Source organism: Rugamonas sp. FW305-51, assembly GCF_058786935.1.
This window is the reverse complement of the sequence record NZ_JBYSZG010000018.1, coordinates 89,680-115,409: the sequence shown is the minus strand read 5'-3', so window position 1 is coordinate 115,409 and position 25,730 is coordinate 89,680. Positions and strand designations below refer to the sequence as shown.

General features: G+C 63.6%; 23 protein-coding genes and 1 tRNA gene. 11 read left to right on the top strand and 13 right to left on the bottom strand.

The window, feature by feature from the left end:
• Positions 1–257: hypothetical protein (locus AC3WOS_RS14690; protein WP_492716757.1), on the top strand; the 257-nt coding region annotated here is incomplete at its 5' end.
• A gap of 134 nt (positions 258–391) precedes the next feature.
• Here AC3WOS_RS14690 and AC3WOS_RS14685 read toward each other — a convergent pair.
• Positions 392–2,422 carry a methyl-accepting chemotaxis protein gene (locus AC3WOS_RS14685; RefSeq protein ID WP_492716756.1) on the bottom strand — a complete coding sequence of 677 codons (2,031 nt, stop codon included), beginning with the start codon at positions 2,420–2,422 and terminating at the stop codon, positions 392–394.
• Between the two features lie 113 nt (positions 2,423–2,535).
• The gene (locus AC3WOS_RS14680) at positions 2,536–4,833 is read right to left on the bottom strand and encodes a putative bifunctional diguanylate cyclase/phosphodiesterase (protein ID WP_492716755.1); all 2,298 of its coding nucleotides are present in this window, start codon (positions 4,831–4,833) and stop codon (positions 2,536–2,538) included.
• A 317-nt stretch (positions 4,834–5,150) separates the two neighbouring features.
• Here AC3WOS_RS14680 and AC3WOS_RS14675 point away from each other — a divergent pair, with 317 nt between their 5' ends.
• Genes AC3WOS_RS14675 through AC3WOS_RS14660 form a run of 4 tightly spaced genes read left to right on the top strand, consistent with a single transcriptional unit; the run spans position 5,151 to position 9,884 of the window.
• Positions 5,151–5,870, top strand: a complete 720-nt coding sequence (locus AC3WOS_RS14675; RefSeq protein WP_492716754.1) for a substrate-binding periplasmic protein — start codon at positions 5,151–5,153, stop codon at positions 5,868–5,870.
• Between the two features lie 14 nt (positions 5,871–5,884).
• Positions 5,885–7,780 carry a PAS domain-containing protein gene (locus tag AC3WOS_RS14670; RefSeq protein ID WP_492716753.1) on the top strand — a complete coding sequence of 632 codons (1,896 nt, stop codon included), beginning with the start codon at positions 5,885–5,887 and terminating at the stop codon, positions 7,778–7,780.
• Positions 7,777–8,208, top strand: coding sequence for a response regulator (locus tag AC3WOS_RS14665; protein ID WP_492716752.1), 432 nt, complete (start codon positions 7,777–7,779; stop codon positions 8,206–8,208). Before AC3WOS_RS14670 ends, AC3WOS_RS14665 begins: the two co-directional genes overlap by 4 nt.
• Positions 8,209–8,216: 8 nt before the next feature.
• Positions 8,217–9,884, top strand: coding sequence for a sensor histidine kinase (locus AC3WOS_RS14660; RefSeq protein WP_492716751.1), 1,668 nt, complete (start codon positions 8,217–8,219; stop codon positions 9,882–9,884).
• Positions 9,885–9,994: 110 nt separating this feature from the next.
• On the opposite strand, the gene AC3WOS_RS14655 is transcribed toward AC3WOS_RS14660, so the two are convergent.
• Positions 9,995–10,471, bottom strand: coding sequence for a MarR family winged helix-turn-helix transcriptional regulator (locus AC3WOS_RS14655; RefSeq protein WP_492716750.1), 477 nt, complete (start codon positions 10,469–10,471; stop codon positions 9,995–9,997).
• 83 nt (positions 10,472–10,554) lie between these two features.
• Between AC3WOS_RS14655 and AC3WOS_RS14650 the strand changes: the two genes are divergently transcribed.
• Genes AC3WOS_RS14650 through AC3WOS_RS14640 form a run of 3 tightly spaced genes read left to right on the top strand, consistent with a single transcriptional unit; the run spans position 10,555 to position 12,105 of the window.
• Positions 10,555–11,046 carry a carboxymuconolactone decarboxylase family protein gene (locus AC3WOS_RS14650; protein WP_492716749.1) on the top strand — a complete coding sequence of 164 codons (492 nt, stop codon included), beginning with the start codon at positions 10,555–10,557 and terminating at the stop codon, positions 11,044–11,046.
• Entirely contained in the window at positions 11,043–11,486 is a 444-nt protein-coding gene (locus AC3WOS_RS14645) for a GNAT family N-acetyltransferase (RefSeq protein ID WP_492716748.1), read from the top strand. Before AC3WOS_RS14650 ends, AC3WOS_RS14645 begins: the two co-directional genes overlap by 4 nt.
• Positions 11,487–11,493: 7 nt before the next feature.
• The gene (locus AC3WOS_RS14640) at positions 11,494–12,105 is read left to right on the top strand and encodes an FMN-dependent NADH-azoreductase (RefSeq protein WP_492716747.1); all 612 of its coding nucleotides are present in this window, start codon (positions 11,494–11,496) and stop codon (positions 12,103–12,105) included.
• A 197-nt stretch (positions 12,106–12,302) separates the two neighbouring features.
• Here the strand turns inward: AC3WOS_RS14640 and AC3WOS_RS14635 are convergent, their stop codons facing one another.
• Positions 12,303–12,743, bottom strand: a complete 441-nt coding sequence (locus AC3WOS_RS14635; RefSeq protein ID WP_492716746.1) for a thioesterase family protein — start codon at positions 12,741–12,743, stop codon at positions 12,303–12,305.
• A 195-nt stretch (positions 12,744–12,938) separates the two neighbouring features.
• Between AC3WOS_RS14635 and AC3WOS_RS14630 the strand changes: the two genes are divergently transcribed.
• Complete coding sequence (locus tag AC3WOS_RS14630; RefSeq protein ID WP_492716745.1) at positions 12,939–13,550, top strand: hypothetical protein; 612 nt, start codon at positions 12,939–12,941, stop codon at positions 13,548–13,550.
• Positions 13,551–13,601: 51 nt separating this feature from the next.
• Here AC3WOS_RS14630 and AC3WOS_RS14625 read toward each other — a convergent pair whose 3' ends face one another.
• Complete coding sequence (locus AC3WOS_RS14625) at positions 13,602–14,219, bottom strand: SLATT domain-containing protein (RefSeq protein ID WP_492716744.1); 618 nt, start codon at positions 14,217–14,219, stop codon at positions 13,602–13,604.
• A gap of 361 nt (positions 14,220–14,580) precedes the next feature.
• Between AC3WOS_RS14625 and AC3WOS_RS14620 the strand changes: the two genes are divergently transcribed.
• A complete protein-coding gene (locus AC3WOS_RS14620) occupies positions 14,581–15,174 on the top strand; it encodes a TetR/AcrR family transcriptional regulator (protein ID WP_492716743.1) in 594 nt (197 codons plus the stop codon).
• 39 nt (positions 15,175–15,213) lie between these two features.
• Positions 15,214–15,504, top strand: a complete 291-nt coding sequence (locus AC3WOS_RS14615) for a YciI family protein (protein WP_492716742.1) — start codon at positions 15,214–15,216, stop codon at positions 15,502–15,504.
• Between the two features lie 124 nt (positions 15,505–15,628).
• On the opposite strand, the gene blaOXA is transcribed toward AC3WOS_RS14615, so the two are convergent.
• The 8 genes from blaOXA to dnaG form a co-directional block, all read right to left on the bottom strand.
• Positions 15,629–16,444, bottom strand: coding sequence for a class D beta-lactamase (blaOXA, locus tag AC3WOS_RS14610; RefSeq protein WP_492716741.1), 816 nt, complete (start codon positions 16,442–16,444; stop codon positions 15,629–15,631).
• 873 nt (positions 16,445–17,317) lie between these two features.
• The gene (locus AC3WOS_RS14605; protein WP_492716763.1) at positions 17,318–18,364 is read right to left on the bottom strand and encodes a type II asparaginase; all 1,047 of its coding nucleotides are present in this window, start codon (positions 18,362–18,364) and stop codon (positions 17,318–17,320) included.
• A 257-nt stretch (positions 18,365–18,621) separates the two neighbouring features.
• Positions 18,622–18,957: a helix-turn-helix domain-containing protein gene (locus AC3WOS_RS14600; protein ID WP_492716740.1), complete on the bottom strand. Its 336-nt coding sequence runs from the start codon at positions 18,955–18,957 to the stop codon at positions 18,622–18,624.
• 23 nt (positions 18,958–18,980) lie between these two features.
• The gene (locus tag AC3WOS_RS14595; protein WP_492716739.1) at positions 18,981–20,000 is read right to left on the bottom strand and encodes a nucleotidyl transferase AbiEii/AbiGii toxin family protein; all 1,020 of its coding nucleotides are present in this window, start codon (positions 19,998–20,000) and stop codon (positions 18,981–18,983) included.
• Positions 20,001–20,003: 3 nt separating this feature from the next.
• Positions 20,004–20,699, bottom strand: coding sequence for a DUF6088 family protein (locus AC3WOS_RS14590; RefSeq protein ID WP_492716738.1), 696 nt, complete (start codon positions 20,697–20,699; stop codon positions 20,004–20,006).
• Between the two features lie 221 nt (positions 20,700–20,920).
• Positions 20,921–20,999: transfer RNA gene (locus AC3WOS_RS14585), tRNA-Ile, on the bottom strand.
• Positions 21,000–21,103: 104 nt separating this feature from the next.
• On the bottom strand, positions 21,104–23,347 hold the full coding sequence (gene rpoD, locus AC3WOS_RS14580; protein WP_492716737.1) for an RNA polymerase sigma factor RpoD: 2,244 nt from the start codon (positions 23,345–23,347) through the stop codon (positions 21,104–21,106).
• Between the two features lie 493 nt (positions 23,348–23,840).
• Positions 23,841–25,637 (bottom strand): DNA primase, encoded by a 1,797-nt coding sequence (dnaG, locus tag AC3WOS_RS14575; protein WP_492716736.1) that lies wholly within the window; start codon positions 25,635–25,637, stop codon positions 23,841–23,843.
• Between the last annotated feature and the right edge of the window lie 93 nt (positions 25,638–25,730).

Here is a 25,730-nt window from a genome sequence, read left to right as displayed (position 1 = left end):
GCCCCTTCCCGCCCGACATCAAGCGCGGTCGCATGACGCCCGGCTATTACCCCGACCTGACCATGGACGGCAAGGCGCGCAAGCTGTCGCCCGCGTCGCGCATCTTCAACCAGGACAACACGATAGAAATGCCGGCCAGCCTGCGCGGCAGCGGCATCGTCGTCTACTACACGGAAGACGCCAACGGCGATATCAAGGATGTGTGGATCTTGACGGACGAGGAAGCGGCGCAGGATCTGCCTGCGCCGGCGAAGTAGCCGTCACGCCTGGGACGCGCTGCCGGGGTGACGGCTTGCCGCGCACGGCGGCAATGCCTGCCTTGCCTGCGCCCCACCCTGCCGGACAAACAGGTCTGGCCGGCTCTGGGGGAAGCAACGACAGGAGGCGGCGTTCAAGAATGCGTCAGTGCCTGGCGCCCCGCCGGCATGGCCTTGCGCGCGAGCGCGCGACCGGACGCCACAACCGGCGCGGCCGGCGCCGCCCGGCCATCGTCTTCCAGGCGGAACACGCTCATCGAAACGATCAGGCTTTCGGCCTGCTCCTGCAGGCTGGCCGAGGCGGCGGCCGTCTGCTCCACCAGGGCGGCGTTCTGTTGCGTCATGTCGTCCATCTGGGTCACCGCCTGGTTCACCTGCTCGATGCCGCTGCCCTGCTCGGCCGAGGCAGTGGCGATCTCGGCCATGATGGCCGTGATGCGCTCGACGCTGCCCACGATCTCGCCCATGGCCTGGCCCGCGCGGTCGGCCAGGCGGTTGCCGGCGTCCACCTTTTCCACGCTGTGCCCGATCAAGTCCTTGATTTCCTTGGCCGCCGCCCCGCTGCGCTGGGCCAGGTTGCGCACTTCCGACGCCACCACAGCAAAACCGCGCCCCTGCTCGCCAGCCCGGGCCGCCTCCACGGCCGCGTTCAGGGCGAGGATGTTGGTCTGGAAGGCGATGCCGTCGATGGTGGCGATGATGTCGACGATGCGGTGCGAGCTGGCGTTGATCTCGCCCATGGTCTGCACCACCTGCGACACCACTTCGCCGCCGCGGGTAGCCACGCTGGAGGCGTTGACCACCAGCACATTGGCCTGGCGCGCGTTTTCCGCGTTCTGGCGCACGGTGCTGGTCAGCTGTTCCATCGACGAGGCCGTCTCCTCCAGGCTGGAGGCCTGGGCTTCCAGCCGGGCCGACACGTCGGCGTTGCCGCTGGCAATGTCGCGCGTGGCCGCGCCGATGTTGTCGATGCTGGCCCGCACATCGCCGACGATGGTGCGCAGGCTGTCGTTCATGTGCTTGAGGGCGCGCAGCATCTGTCCCACCTCGTTGGGCGCGCCGACGTCGAAGTCCGACACCAGGTCGCCCCGGGCCACGCTTTGCGCCACCGACACGGCGTTCTGCAGCGGCACCGTGACGGAGCGGGAAATGAGCCAGGCCACCCAGCCGGCCAGCGCCAGCAAGGCCGCCATGCTGCCCAGCATGACCCAGCGCGTGACGTGGAAGTCGGCGATCTTGGTCGTGAGCATGGCCGCGATCTGGGCCGCGGCCGCCTCGTTGACCTTGAACTGCAAATCGATGGTCTGGGTGGCCAGGTTCACATACTGTTCCGGCGAATAGCTGAGCTGCTCGGCCTGCACCACCTGTTCGCTGGCCACCTTGGTGAAGGCGGCGGCGGCGCGCGCCGCCTCGCGCATGGGCTCGCCCAGCGCCGTCTCGATGGCGGGGTTGGCGGCGGCCGCCTTGTCATAGCCCATGCGGGTCTGGTACTGGCGGTCGTTGACGCGGCCGATGTAGGCCGACAGCCGGGCCCGCTCCTCGGGCGTGGCCTCGTGCCGGGCCAGCAGGCCGGCGCCCAGCGCCCGCGTCTTGCCCAGTTCCTCGGTCAGATAGGGCAGCTGGTAATACATGGACTGGATCAGCTGGTAGCTGTCCTTGTCGGGGTCGAGGCTGAGACCGTAATAGTCGCCCACCAGGTCGTTCACCTTGAGCAGCTTGGGCACCAGCGCCGTGTGGGCGGCGAAGCTTTGCGGCACCGTCAGCGTGCGCGTGGCCACGCCCTGGCGCAGCCGTTCCCAGTCGGCGCGGGCCTCGTCCCAGGCCGCCGTTACCCCCTTGTCGTCGATCCGCTTGACGATCGCGTCCACCTTGGCGTACAGCCGGTCGGCCTCGTCCTGCTTGGCCTGGCGCTTGCCCTCCACCCCCGGCACCTGGCCCAGGTACAGGGCCGACAGGCCGCGGTGCTGCTGGGTCAGCTGGATGGTCTTGAGCACGTCGGCCACGTGCGGCACGCCCTCCTGCTCGGACAGGTAGGCGTCCAGGCCCTTGGCCGCTTCACGCACGTAGAAATAGGTGGGGATGGCCGCCAACACGACGGCGATAATGCTCAGGATCAGGAACTTGTGCGGCAAGCGCAGCCGGCTCACCAGTGCGAGAGGATTCATGTCGACCTCCAGGTGTAGGCCTGCAAAAAAGATAACTTGCAGATTGGATGTTGCTATTTCCTATGATATGCGTCTGGCCAGTAATGTGTAGAAGATTTTACGCGCCGCCGGTGTCAGGCCGCCACTCCGCTGGCGGGAGCCGGCCGCGATGCAGCAAAAAGCAACAGCTGCTCCGGCGCGGCGGGGCGGGCGATGTGGAAACCTTGCAGATAATGACAGCCCATCCGGGCCAGGATGCTGGCCTGGCCTGCCGTCTCCACCCCTTCGGCCACCAGCTGCAGGCCCAGGCTGTGGCCCATGGCGATGATGGCGTGCACCAGGCTGTTGCTGCGGGCGCTGTGCTCGATGTCCATGACGAAGGCGCGGTCGATCTTGAGCGTGTTGAGCGGGAACTGGGTCAGGTAGCTGAGCGAGGAATAGCCGGTGCCGAAGTCGTCCAGCGACACGCTCACACCCAGCGCCCGCAGCCGCGCCAGCACGGCGCGCACGTTGGCGCCGTCGTCGATCAGCACCCGCTCCGTCAGCTCCAGTTCCAGCACCGTGCCGGGCAGGCCGTGGCGCGCCAGCGTCGCTTCCACCAGGGCCGTGAAGCGGGGCTCGGCCAGCTGCCAGGCCGACACGTTGATGCTGACCGGTACCCCGTCGAGCGGGCCGCCGCGCCACAGGGCCGCCTGGCGGCACGCCTCCTCCAGCACCCAGCTGCCCAGTTCGACGATCAGGCCGCTGTCCTCGGCCACCGGGATGAAACGGTCCGGCGCCACCGGCCCCAGGGTGGCGCTGTGCCAGCGCAGCAGGGCCTCGACCTTGCCCACCCGGCCGCTGCCGGCCTCCGCGATGACCTGGTATGCAAGCCGGAATTCGCCGGCCCCGATGGCCTGGCGCAGGGCGCCGTCGATCACCAGCGCGTCGCGCGCGGCCGCGTTCATGGCGTCGCTGAAAAAGCGCAGCTCGCCCCGGCCCGCCTTCTTGGCCTCGTACATGGCGATGTCGGCGTGGCGCAGCAGGGTGTCGCCGTCCGCGCCGTGGCGCGGATAGCAGGCCAGGCCGATGCTGGCCGACACGGCCACCGTGTGGTGCGCCAGGTCGAAGCCCGGCCCCATGGCCGCCAGCATGCGTTCGGCGCAGGCCTGGGCCGCCGCGCAACCGTCGCCCTCGAGGCCGGGCAGCACGGCGATGAACTCGTCGCCGCCGAAGCGGGCCAGCATGTCCTGCGGCCCCAGCAGCGCCTGCAGGCGCCGGGCCACCTTGCGCAACAGCTCGTCGCCGGTGGCGTGGCCGAACGAATCGTTGACGCGCTTGAACTTGTCGAGGTCGATGAACAGCAGCGCGCAGGCGCCCCCGGCCGCGCCGGCCCGGGCGATGTCCTGCTGCAGCCGGGCCGACAGGGCGTAGCGGTTGCCCAGGCCCGTGACGGGATCAACCCGGGCCGCCTGGTACAGCAGGGCATCCTTCTTCTTGCGTTCGGAAATGTCGAGCAGCTGCACCAGGCAATACAGCCGGCCCCGCTCGACGTAGGGCGAGGCCATCATCTCCACCGGCAGCTTGCTGCCGTTGTGCAGGGTCAGCTCGGCCTCCTGGGTCATGGGGAAGCGGGCGCCGGGCGCTTCCAGGGCGGCGAAATAGTCGTCGGCCATCTGGCGCGTCAGGCCCGGCAGCAGGTCCGTCACGTGGCGCCCGATCAGGTCGGCCGCGCCCATGTAGCCCAGCAGGCGGGCGCAGCGTTCGTTGGCCACGTGCACGTAGCCGCGCCGGTCGCGGATGAGGAAACCGTTGCTCAGGCTGTCGATGGTGCTGGCGTAGCGCAGCTTGATTTCGTGCTGGACGGCGTAGATCAGGCCCAGCATGGCCAGCGACTTGAGCAAGGTGCTGGCGGCGAACCAGTACAGATAGGTTTGCGGCACCATGGTCATGCTGCCGGCCGCGTTGAACAGGCCGCGCAGCACCATGATGATGCCCAGCAGGCGGTAGCGGTGCATATGGCGGCCCCGTCCCAGGCGCACGCCGGTCCACACCATGACCAGGCCCAGCAGGGCGCCGCAGGACGGCAGCACGACGCGCTCGTCGTAGGCCCACCACAGCTGCAGCGCGCCGGCCAGCAGCAGGAAGCCCAGCAGCGGCAAGGCGCCCTCGCCCCGGCGCAAGCCGCCCAGGAAGAACTGGGTGCCGGCCCAGTAGCCGGCCACGCCGCCCGTCAGCAGCAGCGCGCCCAGCGGACGGCGCAGCGGCTCCAGCGCCGGCAGGCCGGAAAACCACAGCACGATGCCGCCCATGATGGCCAGCTGGCCCATGGCCCAGTACAGGGCATGGCGTTCCTTGCGCTGCATCAGCCACAGGAAGATCAGGATGGCGCTCAGGATGGCATCGGCCACCACGGAAATGTAAGCGTACTGGCTGGGGTCCGGACTACTCATTTATCTCTTCCGCTTCGGAGCCGGCCGCCATGCGCGGCGCCGGGCTGACCGGCCCGCGCTGTCCACGACAGCGGGCCGTCACTCCCGGTATTGTAGTCTGAATAATGACGGCCGGAAATCCGGGTGTTGCCCGAAGGCAAATAGTTCGACCGTCAGCCGCGCATGGCTTGCGGGCATACTAACTAGCCGCAGGGCAAATCGGCAACACCGCGGCGGCCTGCGATGCGGCCACAAATAGCCAAAGCGGGGGAATCTGGGCATACTGTGTGGCAAGGCCGGGCGCCCGTGGGCGGCGTCCGCCAAGCAGGGGGGAAACCATGCAATCCATGTTGACGCTGCTGGCCGCACTGCTGTTCGCCCTGCCCTGCCTGGGCGCGCCCAAGCTGGTGCTCAATACCTCGTTTTTCGCCCCCATCACCTCGCCCGCGCACGACGGCGCGCTCGACCTGTTCTACGCCGAGCTGTTCCGCCGGGTCGGCCTGGCGGTGGAGATACAGCCGGCCTCGGCCGAACGGGGCTTGCTCAACGCAAATAGCGGCATCGACGACGGCGACGTCTCGCGCGTGCTGGGCATAGACCAGAGCTACACCAACCTGGTGCGGGTGCCGGAGCGGGTGATGACCTACCAGATGGTGGTATTCACCCGCCATGCCGACTTCAAGGTGGACGGCGCGGCCAGCCTGCGGCCCTATGACGTGGGCATCCTGACGGGCTGGAAGATCCTCGAGCGCAGCATCACCGGCACCCGCTCGCTGCTGCGGCTGGAGACGGGGCGCCAGCTGTTCGCCATGCTCGACATGGAGCGCATCGACGTGGCCGTGATCGAGAAGCTGGAAGGGCTGCATTTCGTGCAGAGCATGGGCCTGCAGGGCATCAAGGTGCTGCAGCCGGCCTATGTGGAGGGCGACTGGTTCCTGTACCTGAACAAGAAGCACGCGGCCCTGGTGCCGCGGCTGGCCGAGCAGATCCGGCTGATGAAGCAGGACGGCAGCTACGACCGCATCTTCGAGCAGGCCCTGCGCCGCTATTCCCACTGAGGCGCCCGATGGACATGTCCCGGCCCTGGCTGCACAACCTGGCGGGCGCCAGCCTGGGACGGCGGCTGGCCGTGCAGATTCTGCTGTTCAGTTCGGTCGTCACGCTGCTGTCGACCGTGCTGCAGCTGGCGCTCGAATACCGGCGCGACGTGGACGACATCGCCGGCCAGCTCGAGCAGATCCACGCCAGCTATGCCGACAGCCTGGCCTCCAGCCTGTGGATCACCAGCAGCAAGGACTTGCAGCTGCAACTGCAGGGCATCATGCGCCTGCCCGACCTGCAGTACGTGGACATCGCCAACGAGCAGGGGCAGACCATGGCGCGCGCCGGCAAGGCCCGCGAAGAGCGCGTGCTGGGGCGCGAATTCCCCCTCTATTACCAGCACCGGGGGCGGCCCGTCTACATCGGCAAGGTGCACGCCGTCGCCAGCCTGGACGGCGCCTACCGGCGCCTGCAGGACAAGGTGGTGACGATCCTGATCGCCCAGACCATCAAGACCTTCCTCGTGTCGCTGTTCATCCTGGTGCTGTTCCAGCTGCTGGTGGGGCGCCACCTGAAGCGGATCGCCGCCTATTCCGACCTGCTGTTCGCCGGCCACCTGGAGCAGCCGCTGACGCTGGAGCGCGCCGACGGCAAGCACAACCGGCATGACGAACTGGCCCAGGTGGTGGCCGCCCTGAACGCCATGCGCCAGCGCCTGAACGCGTCGTTCCAGCAATTGCAGGACAGCGAGTTCCGCTGGCAGCACGCGCTGGAAGGGGCCGGCCACGGCGTGTGGGACTACCACGTGCTGACGGGCGAGGTGATCTATTCCCGGCGCTGGAAGGAGATGCTGGGCTACCGCGACGACGAGCTGCCCAACCACCTTGACACCTACCAGCGCCTGGCCCACCCGGACGACCTGCGCACCGCCATGCGGCTGCTGGAAGCGAACTTCAACGGCAGCTCCAAGACTTATGCCATCGAGCAGCGCATGCGCTGCAAGGATGGCAGCTGGAAGTGGGTGGTGGCGCGCGGCATGGTGGTGGAACAGGATGCCTTGGGCCGCGCCACCCGCATCATCGGCACCCACACCGATTTCAGCGAGCGGCGCGCGGCCGAGGAAGCGATGGCCAAGCTGCTCGAACAGACCGAACAGGCGCGGGCCGAGCTGCGCCTGGCCAACGACAGCATGGAAGCCCAGGTGCGCCAGCGCACGGCCGAACTGGAGCGGGCCAACAAGGAACTGGAAGCGTTCTCGTACTCCGTCTCGCACGACCTGCGCAGCCCCCTGCGCGGCATCGCTGGCTGGTCGCAGGCGCTGGAGGAAGACTATGGCGAACGGCTCGACGCCACCGGCCGGCTCTACCTGCAGCGGGTGCAGGGCGAAGCGCAGCGCATGGGCCAGCTAATCGACGGCATGCTGGAACTGTCGCGCCTGGGGCGGGCCGCCCTGAACCGCCGGCCGCTGGACCTGTCGGCCCTGGCCCGGGCCGTGGCCACGCGCGTGCGCGAGGACTATCCGGAGCGCCAAATCGAACTGGCCATCGCGCCCGGCCTGCAAGCGTGGGGCGACCGCGCCCTGCTGGAGGCGGTGCTGCACAACCTGTTCGAGAACGCCTGCAAGTTCAGCGCCATGCGCGCGCCGGCCCGCATCGCCTTCGGCCGCGAATTGACCGTCGACCCGGCCAGCGGCCAGCCCACCCAAGCCTGGTTCGTGCGCGACAACGGCGCCGGCTTCGACATGCGCCACGCCCACAAGCTGTTCGGCGTATTCCAGCGCCTGCACCGGGCCAGCGAATTTGCCGGCAGCGGCATCGGCCTGGCCACCGTGCAGCGCATCGTGCAGCGCCACGGCGGCCACGTGTGGGCCAGCGCCGCGCCCGACGCCGGCGCCACCTTCTACTTCACCCTGGAGGACGCACCATGAGCGCCAAAGCCATCCTGCTGGTCGAGGACAATCCCAGCGACATCGCCCTGACCGAGCGCGCCCTGTTGCGCAACAACATCACCAACACGCTGGTGGTGGCGCAGGACGGCCAGGAAGGACTGGACTACCTGTTCGGCACCGGTCCGCACGCGGGGCGCGACGTGGCCGCGCTGCCGGTGCTGGTTCTGCTCGACCTCAAGCTGCCCAAGGTGGATGGGCTGGACGTGCTGCGCCGGATCCGGGCCGACGCCCGCACCCGGCGCGTGCCGGTGGTGATCCTGACCTCGTCGCGCGAGGAACAGGACATCGCGGCCGGCTACGACCTGGGGGTCAACAGCTACATCCGCAAGCCGGTCGATTTCGCGCAATTTTCCGAAACCGTGCGCCAGCTGGGTTTATACTGGCTGGTACTGAACGAAGCGCCGTGAGGGCAGCCATGACCCCGCTTGCCGTCCTGCTGGTGGAAGATAGCGACAGCGATGCCGACCTGATCGTGCGTTGCCTGCACAAGGCCGGCTACGACGTCACACTGGACCGGGTGGAAACGGCGGCCGACCTGAGCGCCGCGCTGGCCGCGCCGCGCTGGGACATCGTGCTGTCCGACCATAACCTGCCGGACCTGAACGCCGGCATCGCCCTGGACCAGTTGCGCGCGGCGGGGCTGGACCTGCCCTTCATCGTCGTCTCCAACACCATCGGCGAGGAGACGGCCGTGACCCTGATGCGGGCCGGCGCCCACGACTACGTGATGAAGGGCGACCTGGCCCGGCTGGGCCCGGCCGTGGCGCGCGAACTGAAGGAAGCCGAACGGCGCCGCCAGCACCGGGCCGCGGCCCAGGCCCTGCGGGCGGCCGAGGAAAGGTGGAACTTCGCGCTGGAGGGGGCCGGCTACGGCGTGTGGGACTGGGACATCCCCAGCGGCCAGGTGCTGTTCTCGTCGTGCTGGCGCAGCATGCACGGTTACGATGAAGCGGACGTGGTGCCCACCGCCGCCTGGCGCGACAGCCTGGTCCACCCGGACGACCTGCCGCGGCTGCAAGCGGCCCTGCGCGCCCACTTTGCCGGCGCCAGCCGCCGCTACAAGGAGGAATACCGGACCCGCGGCCGCGACGGCAGCTGGAAGTGGGTACTCGACAACGGCATGCTGGTCAGCCGCGACGGCGCCGGCCAGCCGCTGCGCATGATCTGCACCCACGTCGACCTGACGGAGCGCAAGCGCATCGAACAAGCCCTGCAGGAGCTCAACGAGCAGCTCGAGAACCGGGTCGAGGAACGCACGCGCGAGCTGCGCCTGGCCATGGACCAGATCGTGGAATCGGAAAAGCTGGCCTCGCTGGGGGTGCTGGTGGCGGGCGTGTCGCACGAACTGAACACACCGATCGGCAACATGGTGCTGGCCGCCACGTCCCTGGCCGACAAGCTGGCCGAACTGTCGTGCGCGGCCGAGCACAACGGGCTGACCCGCTCCGGCCTGCTGCACGGCCTGCACGAATGCCTGGGCGCGAGCGACATCATCGCCCGCAACGGCTACCGCTCCAACGAACTGATCGAAAGCTTCAAGCGGGTCGCCGTGGACCAGACCAGCCAGCGCCGCCGCACCTTCGACTTGCGCACCACGGTGCAGGACAGCCTGACGGCGCTGGGCGCCATCATCCGCCGCGCCAAGGCCGCCGTCGACCTGCAGATACCGGACGGGATAGAGATGGACAGCTATCCGGGCCACCTGGAACAGATCATCAACAACATCGTGATGAACTCCATCACCCACGGCTTCGACGGCAAGGGCGGCGGCCGGATCGAGATACGGGCCAGCAGCTGCGACGGCATGATCGAGTTGCACTACAGCGACGACGGGCATGGCATTCCGGCCGAAGTCCAGCACCGCGTGTTCGAGCCGTTCTACACGACCAAGCTGGGCAAGGGCGGCTCGGGGCTGGGGCTATCGATCGTCAACAACCTGGTGCAAGCCATCTTCAAGGGCCAGTTACGGCTCGACAGCGCGCCCGGCCAGGGCGTGCGGCTGCACTTCAGCTTCCCCGCCCTGACCCCGCACGCCGTGCCGGACACCGACGAAACCGGCGACGACGCCGCGCTGGCGTCGTAACGCAGCCAGGTCCCGCCCCCACGAAATGGCTCAATTGGCGACGGCTCCCTAAATTGGGGACGGACTCCGATTTGCGATTTATCAAACCGGAGTCCGTCCCCAATTTGCGCTTATAGCAAGCCGTCGGCCTGCGCTACCTTCACCAGCCAGGCCCGCACCTGCTGCTCTGCCGCCTCATCCAGCCCGCCGCCCAAGGCATCTTCCACCGGCTGCACGCGGACCCGGCACTCGGCCAGCAGCGCACGTCCCGCCTCCGTCAGTTCGATTACCTGGATACGGCCGTGCACGGGATGGGAGTGGCGACTCACCGCCCCGCCCCGCTCCAGGTTGTGCACGATCACGCTCATGGTCTGGGGCGTGAGCAGCGACAACCGCGCCAGGTCGGCGCCCGACGCGCCCGGATAGGCCGCCAGCATGGTCAGCACCGAAAACTGGGGCAGCGTCACGTCCAGCTCGGCCAGGGCCTTTTCCATGCGGATGCGATGTGCCGCATGGGCTTGCCGCAACAGATAGCCGAGGTGGCCATCCACCCCGCGCTTGCCTTCGCCCACGGCCGGAATGACGGGGGAATTGATTGGTTTGCCCATAATGTAAGAATTCGAATATAATTTTTTGTGTTCGAACTCTGATATTAACACGCGCGTCACCGCGCCTTCCATGGAGCATCGCCATGACACCCCATCTCGCACGTCTCGATTACGAGCCCTTCAACCAGCTGGCGCCCGCCGTGGGCGCCGCCCTGCGCGCGCTGGGCAAGGCGGTGGACGATTCCGGCCTGGACAAGGCGCTGACGGAACTGGTCAAGCTGCGCGCCTCGCAGCTGAACGGCTGCGCCTTCTGCCTGCAATTCCACCTGAACCTGGCGCGCACCCTGCCGCTGGCGCCGGCCAAGCTGGACCTGCTGGCCACCTGGCGCGACGCCCACGTCTACTCGGCACGCGAGCGGGCCGCCCTGGCCTGGACGGAAGCGCTGACCCTGATGGCCGGCAACCACGTCGACGAAGCCGTCTATGAAGAACTGCACCGCCATTTCGGCACCTCCGAAATTGCCTTTCTCAGCGCGGCCGTGGCCAACATCAACGCCTGGAACCGGATCGCGGGCGCCCTGCGCTTCACCGCCCCCGTGCCGGCCCACGCCCTGCCCGACCAGGTGGCGGCATGAGCACGCCCCCGCTGCCCATCGTGGCCGTGACCGACGAGGCGGCCGTGCGCAACTGTTATGGCCTGATGCAGCAATTGCGTCCCCAGCTGACCGACGCCGACGAGTGGGTGGCCAGATGGCAATGCCAGCGCGAGGAAGGCTACCGCCTGCTGGCCCGCTACGACGGCGCCACTCCCGTGGCGCTGGCCGGCTACCGGGTCCAGCACAACCTGGTGCATGGCCGTTTCCTGTACGTGGACGACCTGGTGACCGACAGCGCCCGGCGCAGCGGCGGCCACGGCGCCGCCCTGCTGGACCGGTTGAAACAGGAAGCCGTAGCATTGGGCTGCGGCAAACTGGTGCTCGATACGCCACTCAGCAATGCCCTGGGCCAGCGTTTTTATTTCCGGCAAGGGATGCTCAGCAGCGCCCTGCGTTTCAATCTCCCCCTGACCACCTGACCATCTCATGCCTACTTTATTGCATTTAAACGCCAGCCCGCGCGGCGCCGCCTCGTCCAGTTATTCGGCCGGATTGGCAACCATCGCCCATATTCAGCTCGACACGCAGGCATTGCATATCATCGAACGACAATTGGGCATGGCCCCGCTGCCCCATATAGACGCGGCCTGGACCGCGGCCAGCCTGATGCCGGAAACGGAACGCGGTGAACCGGAACAGAATATATTGGCCCTGTCCGAACAGTTAATCGGCGAACTGGAAACAGCGGATATGGTTTTAATCTCCACCCCCATGCATAACTACACGGTGCCGGCCACGCTGAAAACATGGATCGATTATGTCGTGCGTCCCAACCGCACGTTCCGTCCCAGCCCGGAAGGAAAAATCGGCGCATTAACTAACCGGCCGGTGCGAATAATACTGTCGAGCGGTGGTCCATTGGAATCGCCTGCCACCTGGCAGCCCGATTTTGTGACGCCTTATTTGCACCATATATTCGGCACGCTGGGCGTGCAGGACGTGGACGTCATCAAACTCGACAAGATGAACCGCGGTCCGGTCGACGTGGCAGCCAGCCGCGAACGCTTCCAGCGCTGGCTGGCGGACTTCCGATTCTGACGATCGATGGCCAGCTGGCAGGACGGCAAAGCAGCGGCTGCCGCAGCCGGCTAGCCTGTCGCCGGCCCCGCCTCAGGGCAAATGCCGCTCCATCATGCTGGATTTTGGCGCGTTAACGCCAAAATCCGGCATGCATAGGCCGCCCCACGGCCAGCCGCCGCCGATGGCGGGGCCCGGCCGCTGGCCGGCAGTGGCTATCAGCGCACGCTGTTGGGCAGCACCGTGAAATCTTCGCTGTGGTCCAGCCCTTGTAAATGGCCCAGTAAATCGGCCGGCGGGCAAACCAGTTTGCGCTGCGCCAGATCGATCCAGCCGGCAGTCGACGTGACGCGCGCCACCAATTGCTCGCCGCGATAAAAGTCGTTGCGCAGTTTCATGCGGCTGCCGTCGTCGGAAATACCGGCCAGCATCAAGGTGCCCTTTAATTCGTCCAATAAGTGGCATTCGCGGAAGTACTCAACTTCATCCTTCATTACCACCGGCCCCAGTTTACGGCGCATGAATTCCGACATGGGAAAACCGCAATCGGCGAAATACATCATCCGCACATCGGCTGATTTATCGAGATAAGCCGTATTGCGCATATGCGCATTAAAGTCCATATCGCCCCATCCAGCGACCAAGGTTTTTTCGTACATGGTATTCCCCGAAAATAAAATGAATTGAAATGCCGGCAACAAACACACGGGCCGGCTGCCCGGTCAGTCTATCCCGTCACCGTTGTGGCGGTGGGCGGCGCAACTAGTGGATATCCTCCAGAATGGGAGGACTGCCCATGATCGGCATTGGCTATAATTAACTTTCCTATATCTGCGACCGATCGGAAAATACTCATGAAACATGTCCTCGCCTGCGTGGCAGCAGCGTCTGTTTTATCCGCCTGCGGTGGCGGCGGCAGCGGCTCCAGCGGCCCCGTCACGCCGCCGGCCACGGCGCCCTTTTCCAAATATGTGGGCGATTGGAAGGATACATGCCAGTTCCACCACCGCGAAACGGTGACGGTGGCCATCACCACGGCCGGCGCGACGACAGCCACGCTGTCGGACAAGATTGAGTATTTTGACAATGCGGACTGCAGCGGCGCCCTGGTCGCCACCGGCGTCTATTCCGCGCCCATCGCCACGCTGCAATATGTGGCGACAGAAAACAACGCCATCGTCCACCTGCAATCGGGGTTGAGCCTGACGGGCTCGGTGGATCGGGGCACGGCCGTTGCGTCGGACGCCACCGTCAGTTTCAGCGGCAGCGGCGTGAGCTCGTCCGTAGTCAACGGCAAGACGGTGTGGCACATCGCCTACAGCGGCGGCGGCACGGACATCCAGATCAACAACGTGCTGGGCGCCACCCCGGGCGGCCTGTTCCTCAACGGCGGCCAGCTCTACATCGTCACGCCCTCGGCCGGCTCCAACAACAGTTTCGACGCCAGCGCCGCACTGACGCACTGAAACACGGCGCCGTCCACGGGCCGGAGGGCAAAGCGCCCCCTGGCATTGCGATCAGAACAGATTGGCGCGGATGCCGAGGTAGCAAGCCGTCAAGGCCAGCACGGGGCCCAGGTAGAACAGCACCAGCCACAGCGCGCGCCAGGCCCGCAGCAGGAACACATGCGCATATTCCGGCACCGTCAGCCCGGTGCCGGCCCGGTCGTTCCTGGCCCGGTAGCGCGCCAGCAGGGCGTCGCCGGCCGTGTGGTTTTCCACGTCATTGAGCAATTGCTTGTAACTGGCGAACAGCTCGTTGTAATCGTCGAGCATGGCCTGCGGCGTGCGCTGCAAGGAAACTTGCATGATCCTGCTTTCAATATCCATCAACTTCAGGTAAGCACTCTTAAATTGCAGCGCCCGGTCACGGAAGTTGCGGGTACTCAGGTTCAGCGACAGGGCCAGCAGCATGACGGCCAGGACGACGGAAAAGATGTTCTGGAAGTCGTCCGACACCACCTTGTACTTCAGCAAGGAGATGGCGAAGCACAGGCTGTAGATGGAATAGACCACCATCAGCCGTTGCGCATGACCTTGGTTGGACAGCAAGCGCGCTTCCGCATGGGTCCACGCTTCCCGGGAAAAACCCATCCTGTCGCCCAAGCTCTTGGCGCTCTCTACGATATTGCTCACTTTTTGCCTCTACTGAATTGGATGGAAAGGCGGCATGAGAGTTGGGGGCCGGTTCGATAGCAAGCGCAGGCGCCAGCCGGCCGGATATCCGCAAATCCACCAGAACTAATTGCCACACGGCAATTTACTACCTTTTGACGGCCGATACAATCTGCTGGTGGAAAGTCCGTCGCGAATGACCGGTACTGGCATGGCAAGTGTGGGATTCGCGCCAATGTCGCGTCGCAGCACACATCAAGAAGCAGCCTGGGCACACGTCCCCCTCGCCATTTCCCGCCAGCGAGGATGGAACGCTTGACAGGGGTTGATGATGAAATTAACATAACACCAACTATTAGGACAATTGACCTAGGAAGAACGCATGACCACCCTATCGACTCGCGACCAGATCATCGCCGCCGCAGACCGGCTGTTCTACGAGCACGGATTCGAGTCAACGTCCTTCGCCGACATCGCGCAAGCCGTCCACATATCGCGCGGTAACTTTTACTACCACTTCAAGACCAAGGACGACATCCTGGCAGAGGTCATTGCAGCCAGAGGGGACAAGACGCTAGGCATGCTGGCTGGCTGGTCGGCGGCCGGTGCCACGCCGCGGGAACGCATACGCGACTTCATCCACATCTTGCTGCGCAACAAGGCCGCCATCCAGAACTACGGCTGTCCGGTCGGCACGCTGTGCGCCGAACTGGCGAAGCTGGAGCACGCCTCCAGGGACGAGGCCGCAGCCCTATTCACCCTGTTCCGTGACTGGCTGCGTGAACAGTTCGAACAGCTCGGTTGCGGCGGGAAGTCCGATGTGCTGGCCATGCACCTGCTCGGCCGCAGCCAGGGCGTCGCGACGCTGGCCAATGCATTCCACGATGAAACGTACATCCAATACGAAGTGCAGCAACTGTGCGACTGGCTGGACGACCAGGCTGCGCAGGCAAGCCGCCGCCCGCCGCCGGCATGACCCATTAACGGCTACACCTGACCTTGAAAGGAGAAAAATATGTTTGTCATCCTGTTGAAACTCACTGAACGCAAGACCCTGGCGCCGCAATTCATGCCGGCGCATAAGGAATGGATCAAGCAAGGCTGCGACGACGGCGCATTCGTGCTGGTGGGCAGCCTGGCGGCGGGGACGGGCGGCGCCCTGCTGGCGGTGGCCGCAACGATGGAGGAGATCCAGGCCCGCGTCGCCGCCGATCCTTTCGTCGCCGAAGGCATAGTGACGCCGGAAATCTACGAAATCGCCCCGGGCCGGATGGACGAACGGCTCTTGCCAGTTTTCGGGAACTGAGCACGGTCACGGTCGCCGCGATCATTGAAGGCCAGGCTGCGGCGCGGGCCATGGCGATTATTCAATGCCATGCAGGTGCCATCGACGGCCGGTCGCCGCGTCGCCAATTTCCGCAACGCGAAGGCTACAGCGATTCCAGCCTGGCCGGCAACTCGCGCAAAAATGCATCCCTGACGCGTGGGCCGGCCAGGCCGGCCTCCTTGTGCTGGTTCTGCAGCAGGCGGGCGAAGACGATGGTGCGCTGCCCCTTGCTGGCCCAGCCGACAAACCAGCCGTACTGGTGCTCATCGTCATCTTCGCCGTTGGGCAAGACGGGCGAGCCGCTGCCCGTCTTGCCGTAGATTTCCCATCCGCTAGGCAGGGTCTGCAGCTTGAGGATGCGGGCCGTCATGGCGTAGGCGTTGGCCGCGACGGGCAGCTTGCGGTTCACCACCTTGCCCAGGAAGGCCACCTGCTCGTCCGGCGAAATCTTCAGCGACGAGCTGATCCAGGCGTAACTGAGGCCATTGTTTTTGCCGGGGTCGCCGGAGAGGTCGCGGTTGCCGAAATCGAAGCTGTCCACATAACGCTGGAAACGGGCGGCGCCCAGCCGGGCCGTGATCTGCTGGGAATACCAGACGACGGACAGCTGCATCCAGCGCGCCGGATCGGCCGCCTCGCGCCAGCCCGGCAACCAGTCCACATAGCCGGGCTGGAACGGCAGCGAGGGCGTGTGTTCGTCGCGCAGGATGCCGCTGTCGTAACCCATCAAGCTGATGGCGATCTTGAAGGTAGAACCGGACGTGACGCGCTCGTCGCAACGGCCGTCGTGGATGAGCGGCTGGCCGCCGGCCGCGTCGGCCAGGATGGTGCAGTCGATGTACGCGTCGGCTGGTGCCGCGACCGCCCCGGTGGTGATGCCTGCCAATACCAAGGCGGCAATTCGTGCTGTTAAGTTCATGCTGTTCGGTCCCAGTTGAGACGTTAATCTCTTGTCTTTATTGCGATTATGGCCAGCATGTAATTATACGGGAGCCATAATTTAGTTAATTCCGTGAGCCAATGTGCAGCGCTTCACTGCCTACATACGGTCCAGCCAGCAGCGCAAGGGCAACGACGTGTTACGCGTCAAAGCCGAAAAAGCGCGATGTCGGTCGTGGTCCTGCGGTTTCTTCAGCAAGCGGCAGCAAAAGAAGGGGCGTCACAGATTACCGGGAGCGCCTTTGGGGGCATGTCAGGTTTCGGCACTCCCGCCCTATGGTCTAATTCGGTCCAGTGCAATCCGCTTGCAGCTAATTCGGCCTGAAATTTCCAAGCGCCAGTCCAGAACCGTCCATGAAATATGGGCCCCGAGTCTAGTCGGGTCGCGTATTTTGATGAAAAAGTCTAAAGCGAACCAACTTCCGATGCCGCTGTCCAATTTTTAGACTCATCTAATTGGAGCGAATCATGACCTTGACGCCTTCGCTGTTTGCCAATCGCCATGCCCAAGGGGATCCGTGCCGCCAATTGCAGGGCGCGGTCTGAGGAAAGACTAAGCAGGCTATAAGTTGCCTATGCCTCTCCACATAGGTCTAAGCCGAAGGGCAGAAAAGTCTAAACCACTCCCAGTGTTGCTTTGCGGAGGCGATTACGGTCTACAGAATTTTGCGCCCCGGAAATTCTGGACGCCATTAGCGGGGATTTGCATGGTTTCGACCGAATTAGACCGCGGGACGGAAACGAAGACCGGAACCTCTAGCCCCGTGCAGTCTCCCGCTAATCCGAGAAGAACAAAAAAAATGGTGGATCAGGCATCAGCCGATCCACCATTCTTCACATCAAATCGTCAGTATCAATAAGAGTAGAACATCTGCTGGATGTCCTTGGTATTGTTGGTTTTGGTCAGCGCCAGCATCAGTAAAATGCGCGCTTTCTGTGCATTCAGCGTGTCCGACACAACGAAGTCCAGTTCATCGTCATTGGCTTCACCGTTGCGTGCCACAATGCCCTGGCCAACACGGCTGGCGCGGACGATGATCACGCCTTTCTTGCGCGCCGCCACCAATGGCGCTTTCATTTGCGCGGCAACGCTGCCATCGCCAACGCCGGCCTGGATAATACCCTTGGCGCCAGCGGCGACGTCGGCATCCAGTGCGACGCTATTCATATCGGCGTAACCGTAGATGATGTCGACCTTGGGCAGCACATCGAGCTTGCTGATATCGAACTCGGTGTCGGCCGTATTCTTGCGCGTCGACTGACGATAGAAGTACGGCTTGTTGCCCTGGATGTAGCCCAGCATGCCGAGTTCGGGCGACCTGAAGGTGTCGGTGGTGGAAGTGTTGCTCTTGGTGACTTCGCGCGCAGCATTGATCTGGTCGTTCAATGCCACCAATACGCCTTTGCCGATCGCTTCCTTGCTGCCGGCCAGCAGTACGGCGTTGTAGAGGTTGATCGGGCCGTCGGCCGAGATCGCGGTCGAAGGACGCATGGCGCCGACCACCACCACCGGCTTGCGGCTCTTGACGGTCAGGTCGAGGAAGTAGGCAGTTTCTTCTATCGTGTCGGTCCCGTGCGTGATGACGATGCCATCCACATCTGGTTGTGCCAGCAGCGTGTTGACGCGCTTGGCCAGCTTCAGCCAGTGGTCGTTGGTCATGCTTTCGCTGGCGATCTGGAATACTTGCTCGCCTTTGACATTGGCGACTTTTTTCAGCTCCGGTACCGCAGCGATCAGTTTTTCTACCCCGACGGTGGCGGCGGTATAGCCGATCGTCGTCGTGCTGGTGGCGCCGCTACCGGCAATGGTGCCGCCGGTCGCCAGTATCATCACATTAGGCAATTTTTGCTGCGCATCCTGCGCTTGCGCCAGCGGGCTTGCCAACGAACTGGCCAACATTAGCGCGCCGAACATCAGCTGCAGATAAGGATGAAAACGAGAGTGACACTTATGCATAACCTTACTTCTCCTGATTGATAGTGATTGTTATGAGTCGGCTAATCTTGCGAAAAGTAGCTTCTGCCGGCTATGCCAGCAGCCAGACGCTACCACGCCCCCGCACTTTAGGGAGAGTGGCCGCGGAAAGCCAATGCAATGTATGCATAATGTCATGCATTAGCGGTATCAGCTAGCAATCGCTGACGGCCCGTGCGCGATCAAGCTACGGTCTTTCGCGGCTTAACTTCTTGAAGCGAGCGCTTAAACGCCTTCAACTCGCTGGTCGCGTACAGCTGATTCCGTCCCAGCTCACCAGACGCTTTCAAACGTCCACTGCTGACATAGCGACGGAAAGTTGACAACGAAACGTCCAGGTACTCCGCAGCCTCGCCAGCGGTGAATGCGTCACCGGCAAGATGCCCGAATACTTGCTCATGCGAGAAATTTTCGCTGCGCACACACGGTTCTGCCAGCAGTGCAAAGAACTTGGCGCGCTCGCTGGACGCTAGTTGCATGAATTCACCAAAGACGGTTTCTGCAGTTATTTTGCCCATTGCCGGCCTCATGATTTCAGATACTAATAGCGCGCCGTATGTACAAATTGGCGAATGTCATTTAGCACAACGTCAAAATCTGGCGGTGTCTCGCTGAACATTTCAGCTTGCATCGCGATGTAATCCTGTCGCCATCCCTGCTCCTGCTCGGGTAACGGTAACAAACGTAACGCATCTGGCTTTATGTCCTCATATTTGACCCAGCTTTGCGCGAAAAATACTTTTCGATGTGCGAGTACCTGTTTGAACAATTCCACATCCGCCCTGGCCCTATCCGCGATACCGGCCAAGATTAATCGATACAGGTCGTAGTAATGCCTTGCCATCCTCGGCCGTCGCGTCTTATCCGCTGGCCTGTAGCTTTCCTCATGCAACAGCATTGCCTTCTCCCAGAAGGTCCGCTCCGGCGCCAGGGCGTGAACGATAGTATTAGGGTGCTGGAACACCTGCGGAAATACCTCGGCTATCACCGGGCGCACCGGGCGTTCAGACGCCGGCCAGGGGTCGGAGCGGGCGCCAAATTCCATCTTGACGATGGGCCGGGCGTAACGCGCTTCGTCCACGCCGAAGTGCGTCGGATAAGAGAACAACAATGTCTGGCCGTCGGGGTCATTTTCGTCCCAGGCTAGCTGCCAGCCATCATGGCCAAGTTGAGCATCAATATGCGCACCCAGCCCCGGCAACACTACGCTGCGGACAAATACACCGCATGAATCGCGTAACGCCTTCAGGCGCTTGGCTTGCTGCTTTGCGCTCTGCGCGCACTCCGGACTGTTCTCGCCACCAAAACCCAAAGCATCACGCCCTATGGTTAAATCGATGTCCTCGGAAAACCTGTCGATTAATCCCCAGGCCTTCGACAGCGATGTGCCACCCTTGAAGGTCAAATGCCCTACCAGTTCGGGGAGTGCAAACAACTGTTCCAAGGACCAGCACACCCAGAAGTCCTTCTCGACGCTGGATGCAACCCAGCCCTTGCGCGCCGCAGTTTGCTCAATCGCCAGTTTCTGGTCTTCCTTGGATAACTTTAAGAACTCCCGCATCGTTCAGTCCTTGTCTTGCGCAATTTGTCGCATGACGTCGCCGATCCACAGCGGGGCCAACGGGGCATCGGCCAGCAGCACAGCCTTGTCTTCGGCAGTCAACCTCGACCTGAGCGTCGCTATCGCCAGATCATCGACGTGCTCTTGCTTGAGATGCCGTAATGCCTGGATCACCAGGCCGCTGATGCGCCCGGCTGTCGCCATGTTGCGCGGCGTGGTGTGCTTTAAAAGTATGCTTTGATTGCCGATATGTACCGTGCGCGACGCACCATCAGTCAGGAATGCCAGTTTCATCGGCACCTGCTCTGTCAGCCCCAGCAAGTTGGCCGCATAGGCCCCGGATGGTTGCAGCCGTAGGCTTCCCTTGCCGGCAATTGCCCTGGCGATATCGTCGACAGAAGGCAATAGCGGCCCTAGAACCGCGTGCGTGCGCGGGACATCATAGAGACCTCTGGCCACCCGCCTAATCTCCCCGGTTGCCGTCAAACGCGACAGCACCTTATCAACCGCCGCACGGCTACCCAAGTGGAGAAAATCAATCGGACTGAAGACTTTGCCCGCTGTGCTCGCGCCCAACGCGGCGCGAATAGCCGCGTCCACGCTGCTGGGGGCAGCCGGGGTTTGCTTGGCGATTCGGCTTTGGCCGGTGGATGGGGAAATAGTGCGCATGTCAGAAAATATAGCACGTTTTTCTGACAAGGACTCCTAATGTTAGGACTTTTCATTACCAAGAAAGTCCGCGCGGCGACCGCACTCTTGAATTCGCCGCACTTGGGGTGGCACGAATGTCACACCATGCGGTGAATGTGGGCAGAATACTCGAAGCCACAATATCCGCCACGATTCCGTTACAAACAGCAGAGGTAGCTAAAAAAAAGGGCTGGCACCCGGCCAACCCTTTGATTTTGAAACTGAATAATTGGTGGGCCTCCCGTGAGTCGAACACGGCACCAACGGATTATGAGTCCGCTGCTCTAACCAAGCATGAGCTAGAGGCCCAGGGTATTACTGTTGCGCTGGGGCCCGGTACTCCTGCCCTCCGACGCGCACGTTGTCAAAACGAACCCGAGAGGATAAGGGGCATCCGGGACACTAGTCAAGTCTTAGTTACCTTCGAGGAAGCTTTTCAGCTTGTCCGAACGGGATGGGTGGCGCAGCTTGCGCAGCGCTTTCGCTTCGATCTGGCGGATGCGCTCGCGCGTGACGTCGAACTGCTTGCCCACCTCTTCCAGCGTGTGGTCGGTCGACATCTCGATACCGAAACGCATGCGCAGCACCTTCGCTTCGCGCGGGGTCAGCGAATCGAGCACGTCCTTCACCACGCCCCGCATCGAGGCGTGCAGCGCCGCGTCCGACGGCGCCAGCGTGTTGTTGTCCTCGATGAAGTCGCCCAGGTGGGAATCGTCGTCGTCGCCGATCGGCGTCTCCATCGAAATCGGTTCCTTGGCGATCTTCATGATCTTGCGGATCTTGTCCTCGGGCATCTCCATCTTGATGGCCAGCGTAGCCGGGTCCGGCTCGGCGCCCGTCTCCTGCAGGATCTGGCGCGAGATGCGGTTCATCTTGTTGATGGTCTCGATCATGTGCACCGGGATGCGGATGGTGCGCGCCTGGTCGGCGATCGAGCGCGTTATGGCCTGGCGTATCCACCACGTGGCGTAGGTCGAGAACTTGTAGCCGCGGCGGTATTCGAACTTGTCCACCGCCTTCATCAGGCCGATGTTGCCTTCCTGGATCAGGTCGAGGAACTGCAGGCCGCGGTTGGTGTATTTCTTGGCGATAGAAATAACGAGGCGCAAGTTCGCTTCCGTCATTTCGCGCTTGGCCTTGCGCGCCTTCATTTCGCCGGCCGCCATCTGGCGGTTGATGTTGCGCAGGTCCGGCAGCGGCAGCACCACGCGCGCCTGCAGGTCGATCAGCCGTTGCTGCAGTTCCTTGATGGTGGGAATGTTGCGGCCCAGGATGGCGCTGTAGGCGTGGTTGGCGGCCACTTCGCCGTCCACCCAGTCCAGATTCGTTTCGTTGCCGGGGAAGACCTTGATGAAGTGGGCGCGCGGCATGCCGCACTTGTTGACGGCCACGTCGAGGATCTGCTTTTCGATGTGGCGCACTTCGTCCACCTGGCCGCGCAGGGTGTCGCACAGCTTTTCCACCACCTTGGCCGTGAAGCGGATGCCCAGCAGTTCGAGCGAAATGGCTTCCTGTGCCTTGACGTAGGCCTTGGAATTGTAGCCATCCTTCTCGAAGGCCTTGCGCATCTTGTCAAATTGCAGGGAGATGATGTCGAACTTTTCCAGCGCGGTGGACTTCAGCGCTTCCAGCTGTTCGGCCGAGAAGCCGGCGGCGCCCGAGGTGCTGGGCTCTTCCTCCTCTTCTTCCTCTTCCTCTTCCTCTTCTTCCTCTTCCTCGTCTTCCTCGCTGGCGGCGGCCGGCGCGGGCGCGGCGGGCGCGTCCTCGTTCTCGTCCACCAGGCCGTCGACGATCTCGTCGATCTTGATTTCGTCGGCGCGGATGCGCTCGGAGGCGGCGATGATCTCGGCGATCGTCACGGGGCAGGCGGAAATGGCCTGGATCATGTCCTTCAGGCCGTCCTCGATGCGCTTGGCGATTTCAATTTCGCCTTCGCGGGTCAGCAGTTCCACGGAGCCCATTTCGCGCATGTACATGCGCACGGGGTCGGTGGTGCGGCCAAAGTCGGAGTCGACCGTGGACAGGGCCGCCTCGGCCGCCGCTTCCGCTTCGTCGTCGCTGGTGACGGTGGCCACGTTGTCCGACAGCAGCAGCGTCTCGGCATCGGGCGCGTGCTCGTAGACGGCGATGCCCATGTCGTTGAAGGTGCCGATGATGCCTTCGATCGCTTCCGGATCGACGATGTTTTCGGGCAGGTGGTCGTTGATTTCGGCGTAGGTGAGGAAACCGCGTTCCTTGCCGAACTTGATCAGGGTCTTGAGTTTCTGGCGCCGGCGTTCCAGTTCTTCCTCGGTCGCTTCCGTGTCCGACGAGAACGCATCCTTGAGCAAAGCCTTTTCCTTGGCCTTGCGGTCCTTGGCCTTGGCCTTGTCCACCGCCTTCAGTTCGGCGCGCTCGACCGCGTTCAGGGCCGCCACTTCGTCGTTCTCAGGCTGGAATTCTTTCGGCTTGCGACCGCGCCGGCCCGGCACTTTTACCGACGGCAACACGTAGCCGGACGTGTCGATGGCGGCCAAGGTGGCCGCATCCGTCGTCTGGCTGACCGCCGGCGGGTTGCTGGCAACGCGCGTTTCCGGCTTGTCCGTCGCTTTGGCAGACTTGGCGGTCACTTTGCTGGGCTTTGCAGCCGCTTGGGATTCAGGTTTCTTGGTTGGCACAGGCGCTTTCGATTACACAACGACTTGCTTATTTAGGATAAAGTTTCTTGCGGCCCTTGTGGGGCCTCTGTCTTCGAACTTGCCGACCACACAAGTCCGACAATACTACGACTTACTTACACCTTGTTGGGCACGATCCGCGTCCACAACAGATTCCCTACCGACGGCTAAGCTAGCCGTTTTCGGCAGAAATTCTACTGCATTTGACATGCGTGTGGGGGCTGGAGCCATGACTGGTTCACGGGCGAACAGAACGTTCGCCATCGGCCGCACGTTCATGCGCCGTATCAACCAAAGCCGGCCCTGGCCGCCGACGCCGCCTTACTGCGCCGATCAAGAGCCTAACTTACTAAAAAACAAACACACTCTGAACTGAAAAACGATGCCAAAATAGACAACACTTAGCGTTTTATTATAGCACGCACATTTGCAATTTCCAGAGGGCAGGCGCCTGCCCGCCCGCCGGCAAATCATGCCCTGCCCTCCTGCGGCCCTAGCGGTTGGCCAGTTCCGCTTCTGCCTCGCGCAACAACTGGTCTTGCTTCGAGGTAATCTCGCGGTAGCGCACGCCAATTTCGTCGGACGACAGGCCGGCTGCGAACAGCTGGCTTAGCTCCTGCTTGAGGGCGTCGTTCTTGACCTGGCGGATGGCGCCCCGCAGGAACAGGCGCACGGCGTCGAAATCGGACTCCGGCTCCTTGACGATCTCGGCGATGATGGCGTCGTACTCTTCCCCCTGTGACTTCAGGTGTTGCGCAAAAGCAGCAAAACCGCCGTTCGGTCCCATGGCCTGGGCCTGGGCCACCAGCTGGGCCAACCGTTCGGCCGGTTCGGCGCCGAAAAACTGGAACGCGGCCAGCGCTTCGGCGTCGATGTCGAGCGCCAACGGCGGGTGCGCCACCAGCAGCCGCACGATCTGCAATTCCAGTCCCACCGGCACGGGCCGGCCGCTGCGCGGCGGCGCCTGGCGCGCCACGGCCACCGGCTTGGCCAGCTCGAACAGCGACTCGATCTCGGACGGCGTGCTCTGCGTCAGCTGCGCCAGGGCCCGCACGATCTGCAGCCGCAACGCCGTGGGCGTCATGGCTTGCAGCAGCGGCTTGGCGTCGAACTGGGCGCGGGCCCGGCCTTCCGGTCCATTCAAATCATGCTCGCCCACCACTTCCTTGATGAGGAACTGGGACAGCGGCATCGCTTCGTGGATTTCCTGCTCGAAGGCCTCGGCGCCGTGGGCCCGCACATAGCTGTCCGGGTCGTGCTCCGTGGGCAGGAACAGGAACTTGATGGTCTTGTTGTCCGACACGTGGGGCAAGCACGCTTCCAGCGCCCGGCGGGCGGCGCGGCGGCCGGCCTTGTCGCCGTCGAAGCTGAAGATCACGTTGTCGGTTTGGCGCAACAGTTTCTGCACGTGGTGGGTGGTGCAAGCCGTGCCCAGGGTGGCCACGGCTTGCGGGAAGCCCATCTGGGCCAGCGCCACCACGTCCATATAGCCTTCCGTCACCAGCACATAGCCGGCGTCGCGAATGGCCTGGCGCGCCTCGAACAAGCCATACAGTTCGAATCCCTTCGAAAATAATGGCGTTTCCGGGGAATTCAAGTATTTCGGTTCGCCATGGTCGAGCACCCGGCCGCCAAAGGCGATCACCTGGCCCTTGGTGTTCTTGATGGGGAACATGATGCGTTCGCGGAAGCGGTCATAGCGCTTGCGGTTGCCGCCATCCTCGTCCACCTTGTCGATCACGAGGCCGGACTCGGCCAGCACCGCCGCTTCGTAGTCGGGGAAGACGGAACGCAGGTTGTCCCAGCCGGCCGGCGCGTAGCCCAGGCCGAAGCGGGCCGCGATCTCGCCCGTCAGCCCCCGGTTCTTCAGGTAGGCGATGGCGTCCGTGGCGCCGCGCAGCTGGGTCCGGTAAAAGTCGCAGGCGCGCGTCATGGCGTCCGTCAGGGCCATGCTGTGGGCCGCCATCTGGGCCCGCTGGGCGGGCGGAATCTTGTCGTCCTGCTCGGGCACGACCATGCCCACGTTCTGCGCCAGGTCCTTGACGGCGTCGACGAAGCCCATGCCCGAGTATTCGATCAGGAAACCGATCGAGGTGCCGTGGGCGCCGCAGCCGAAGCAGTGGTAGAACTGCTTGGTGGGGCTGACCGTGAAGCTGGGCGACTTTTCGCTGTGGAACGGGCACAGGCCCATGAAGTTGGCCCCACCCTTTTTCAGTTGCACATAGCGTCCGACGACGTCGACGATGTCGACCCGGTTCAGCAGATCGGAAATGAAAGATTGTGGTATCACTTGCTGGCGCGGCCTTGTTTAAGATCAGACTATACTGCCGCGCCTTGATGGGCCTTGCGGTGCCTCAAGGCGCGGCGGCGAACTGGCCGGCGA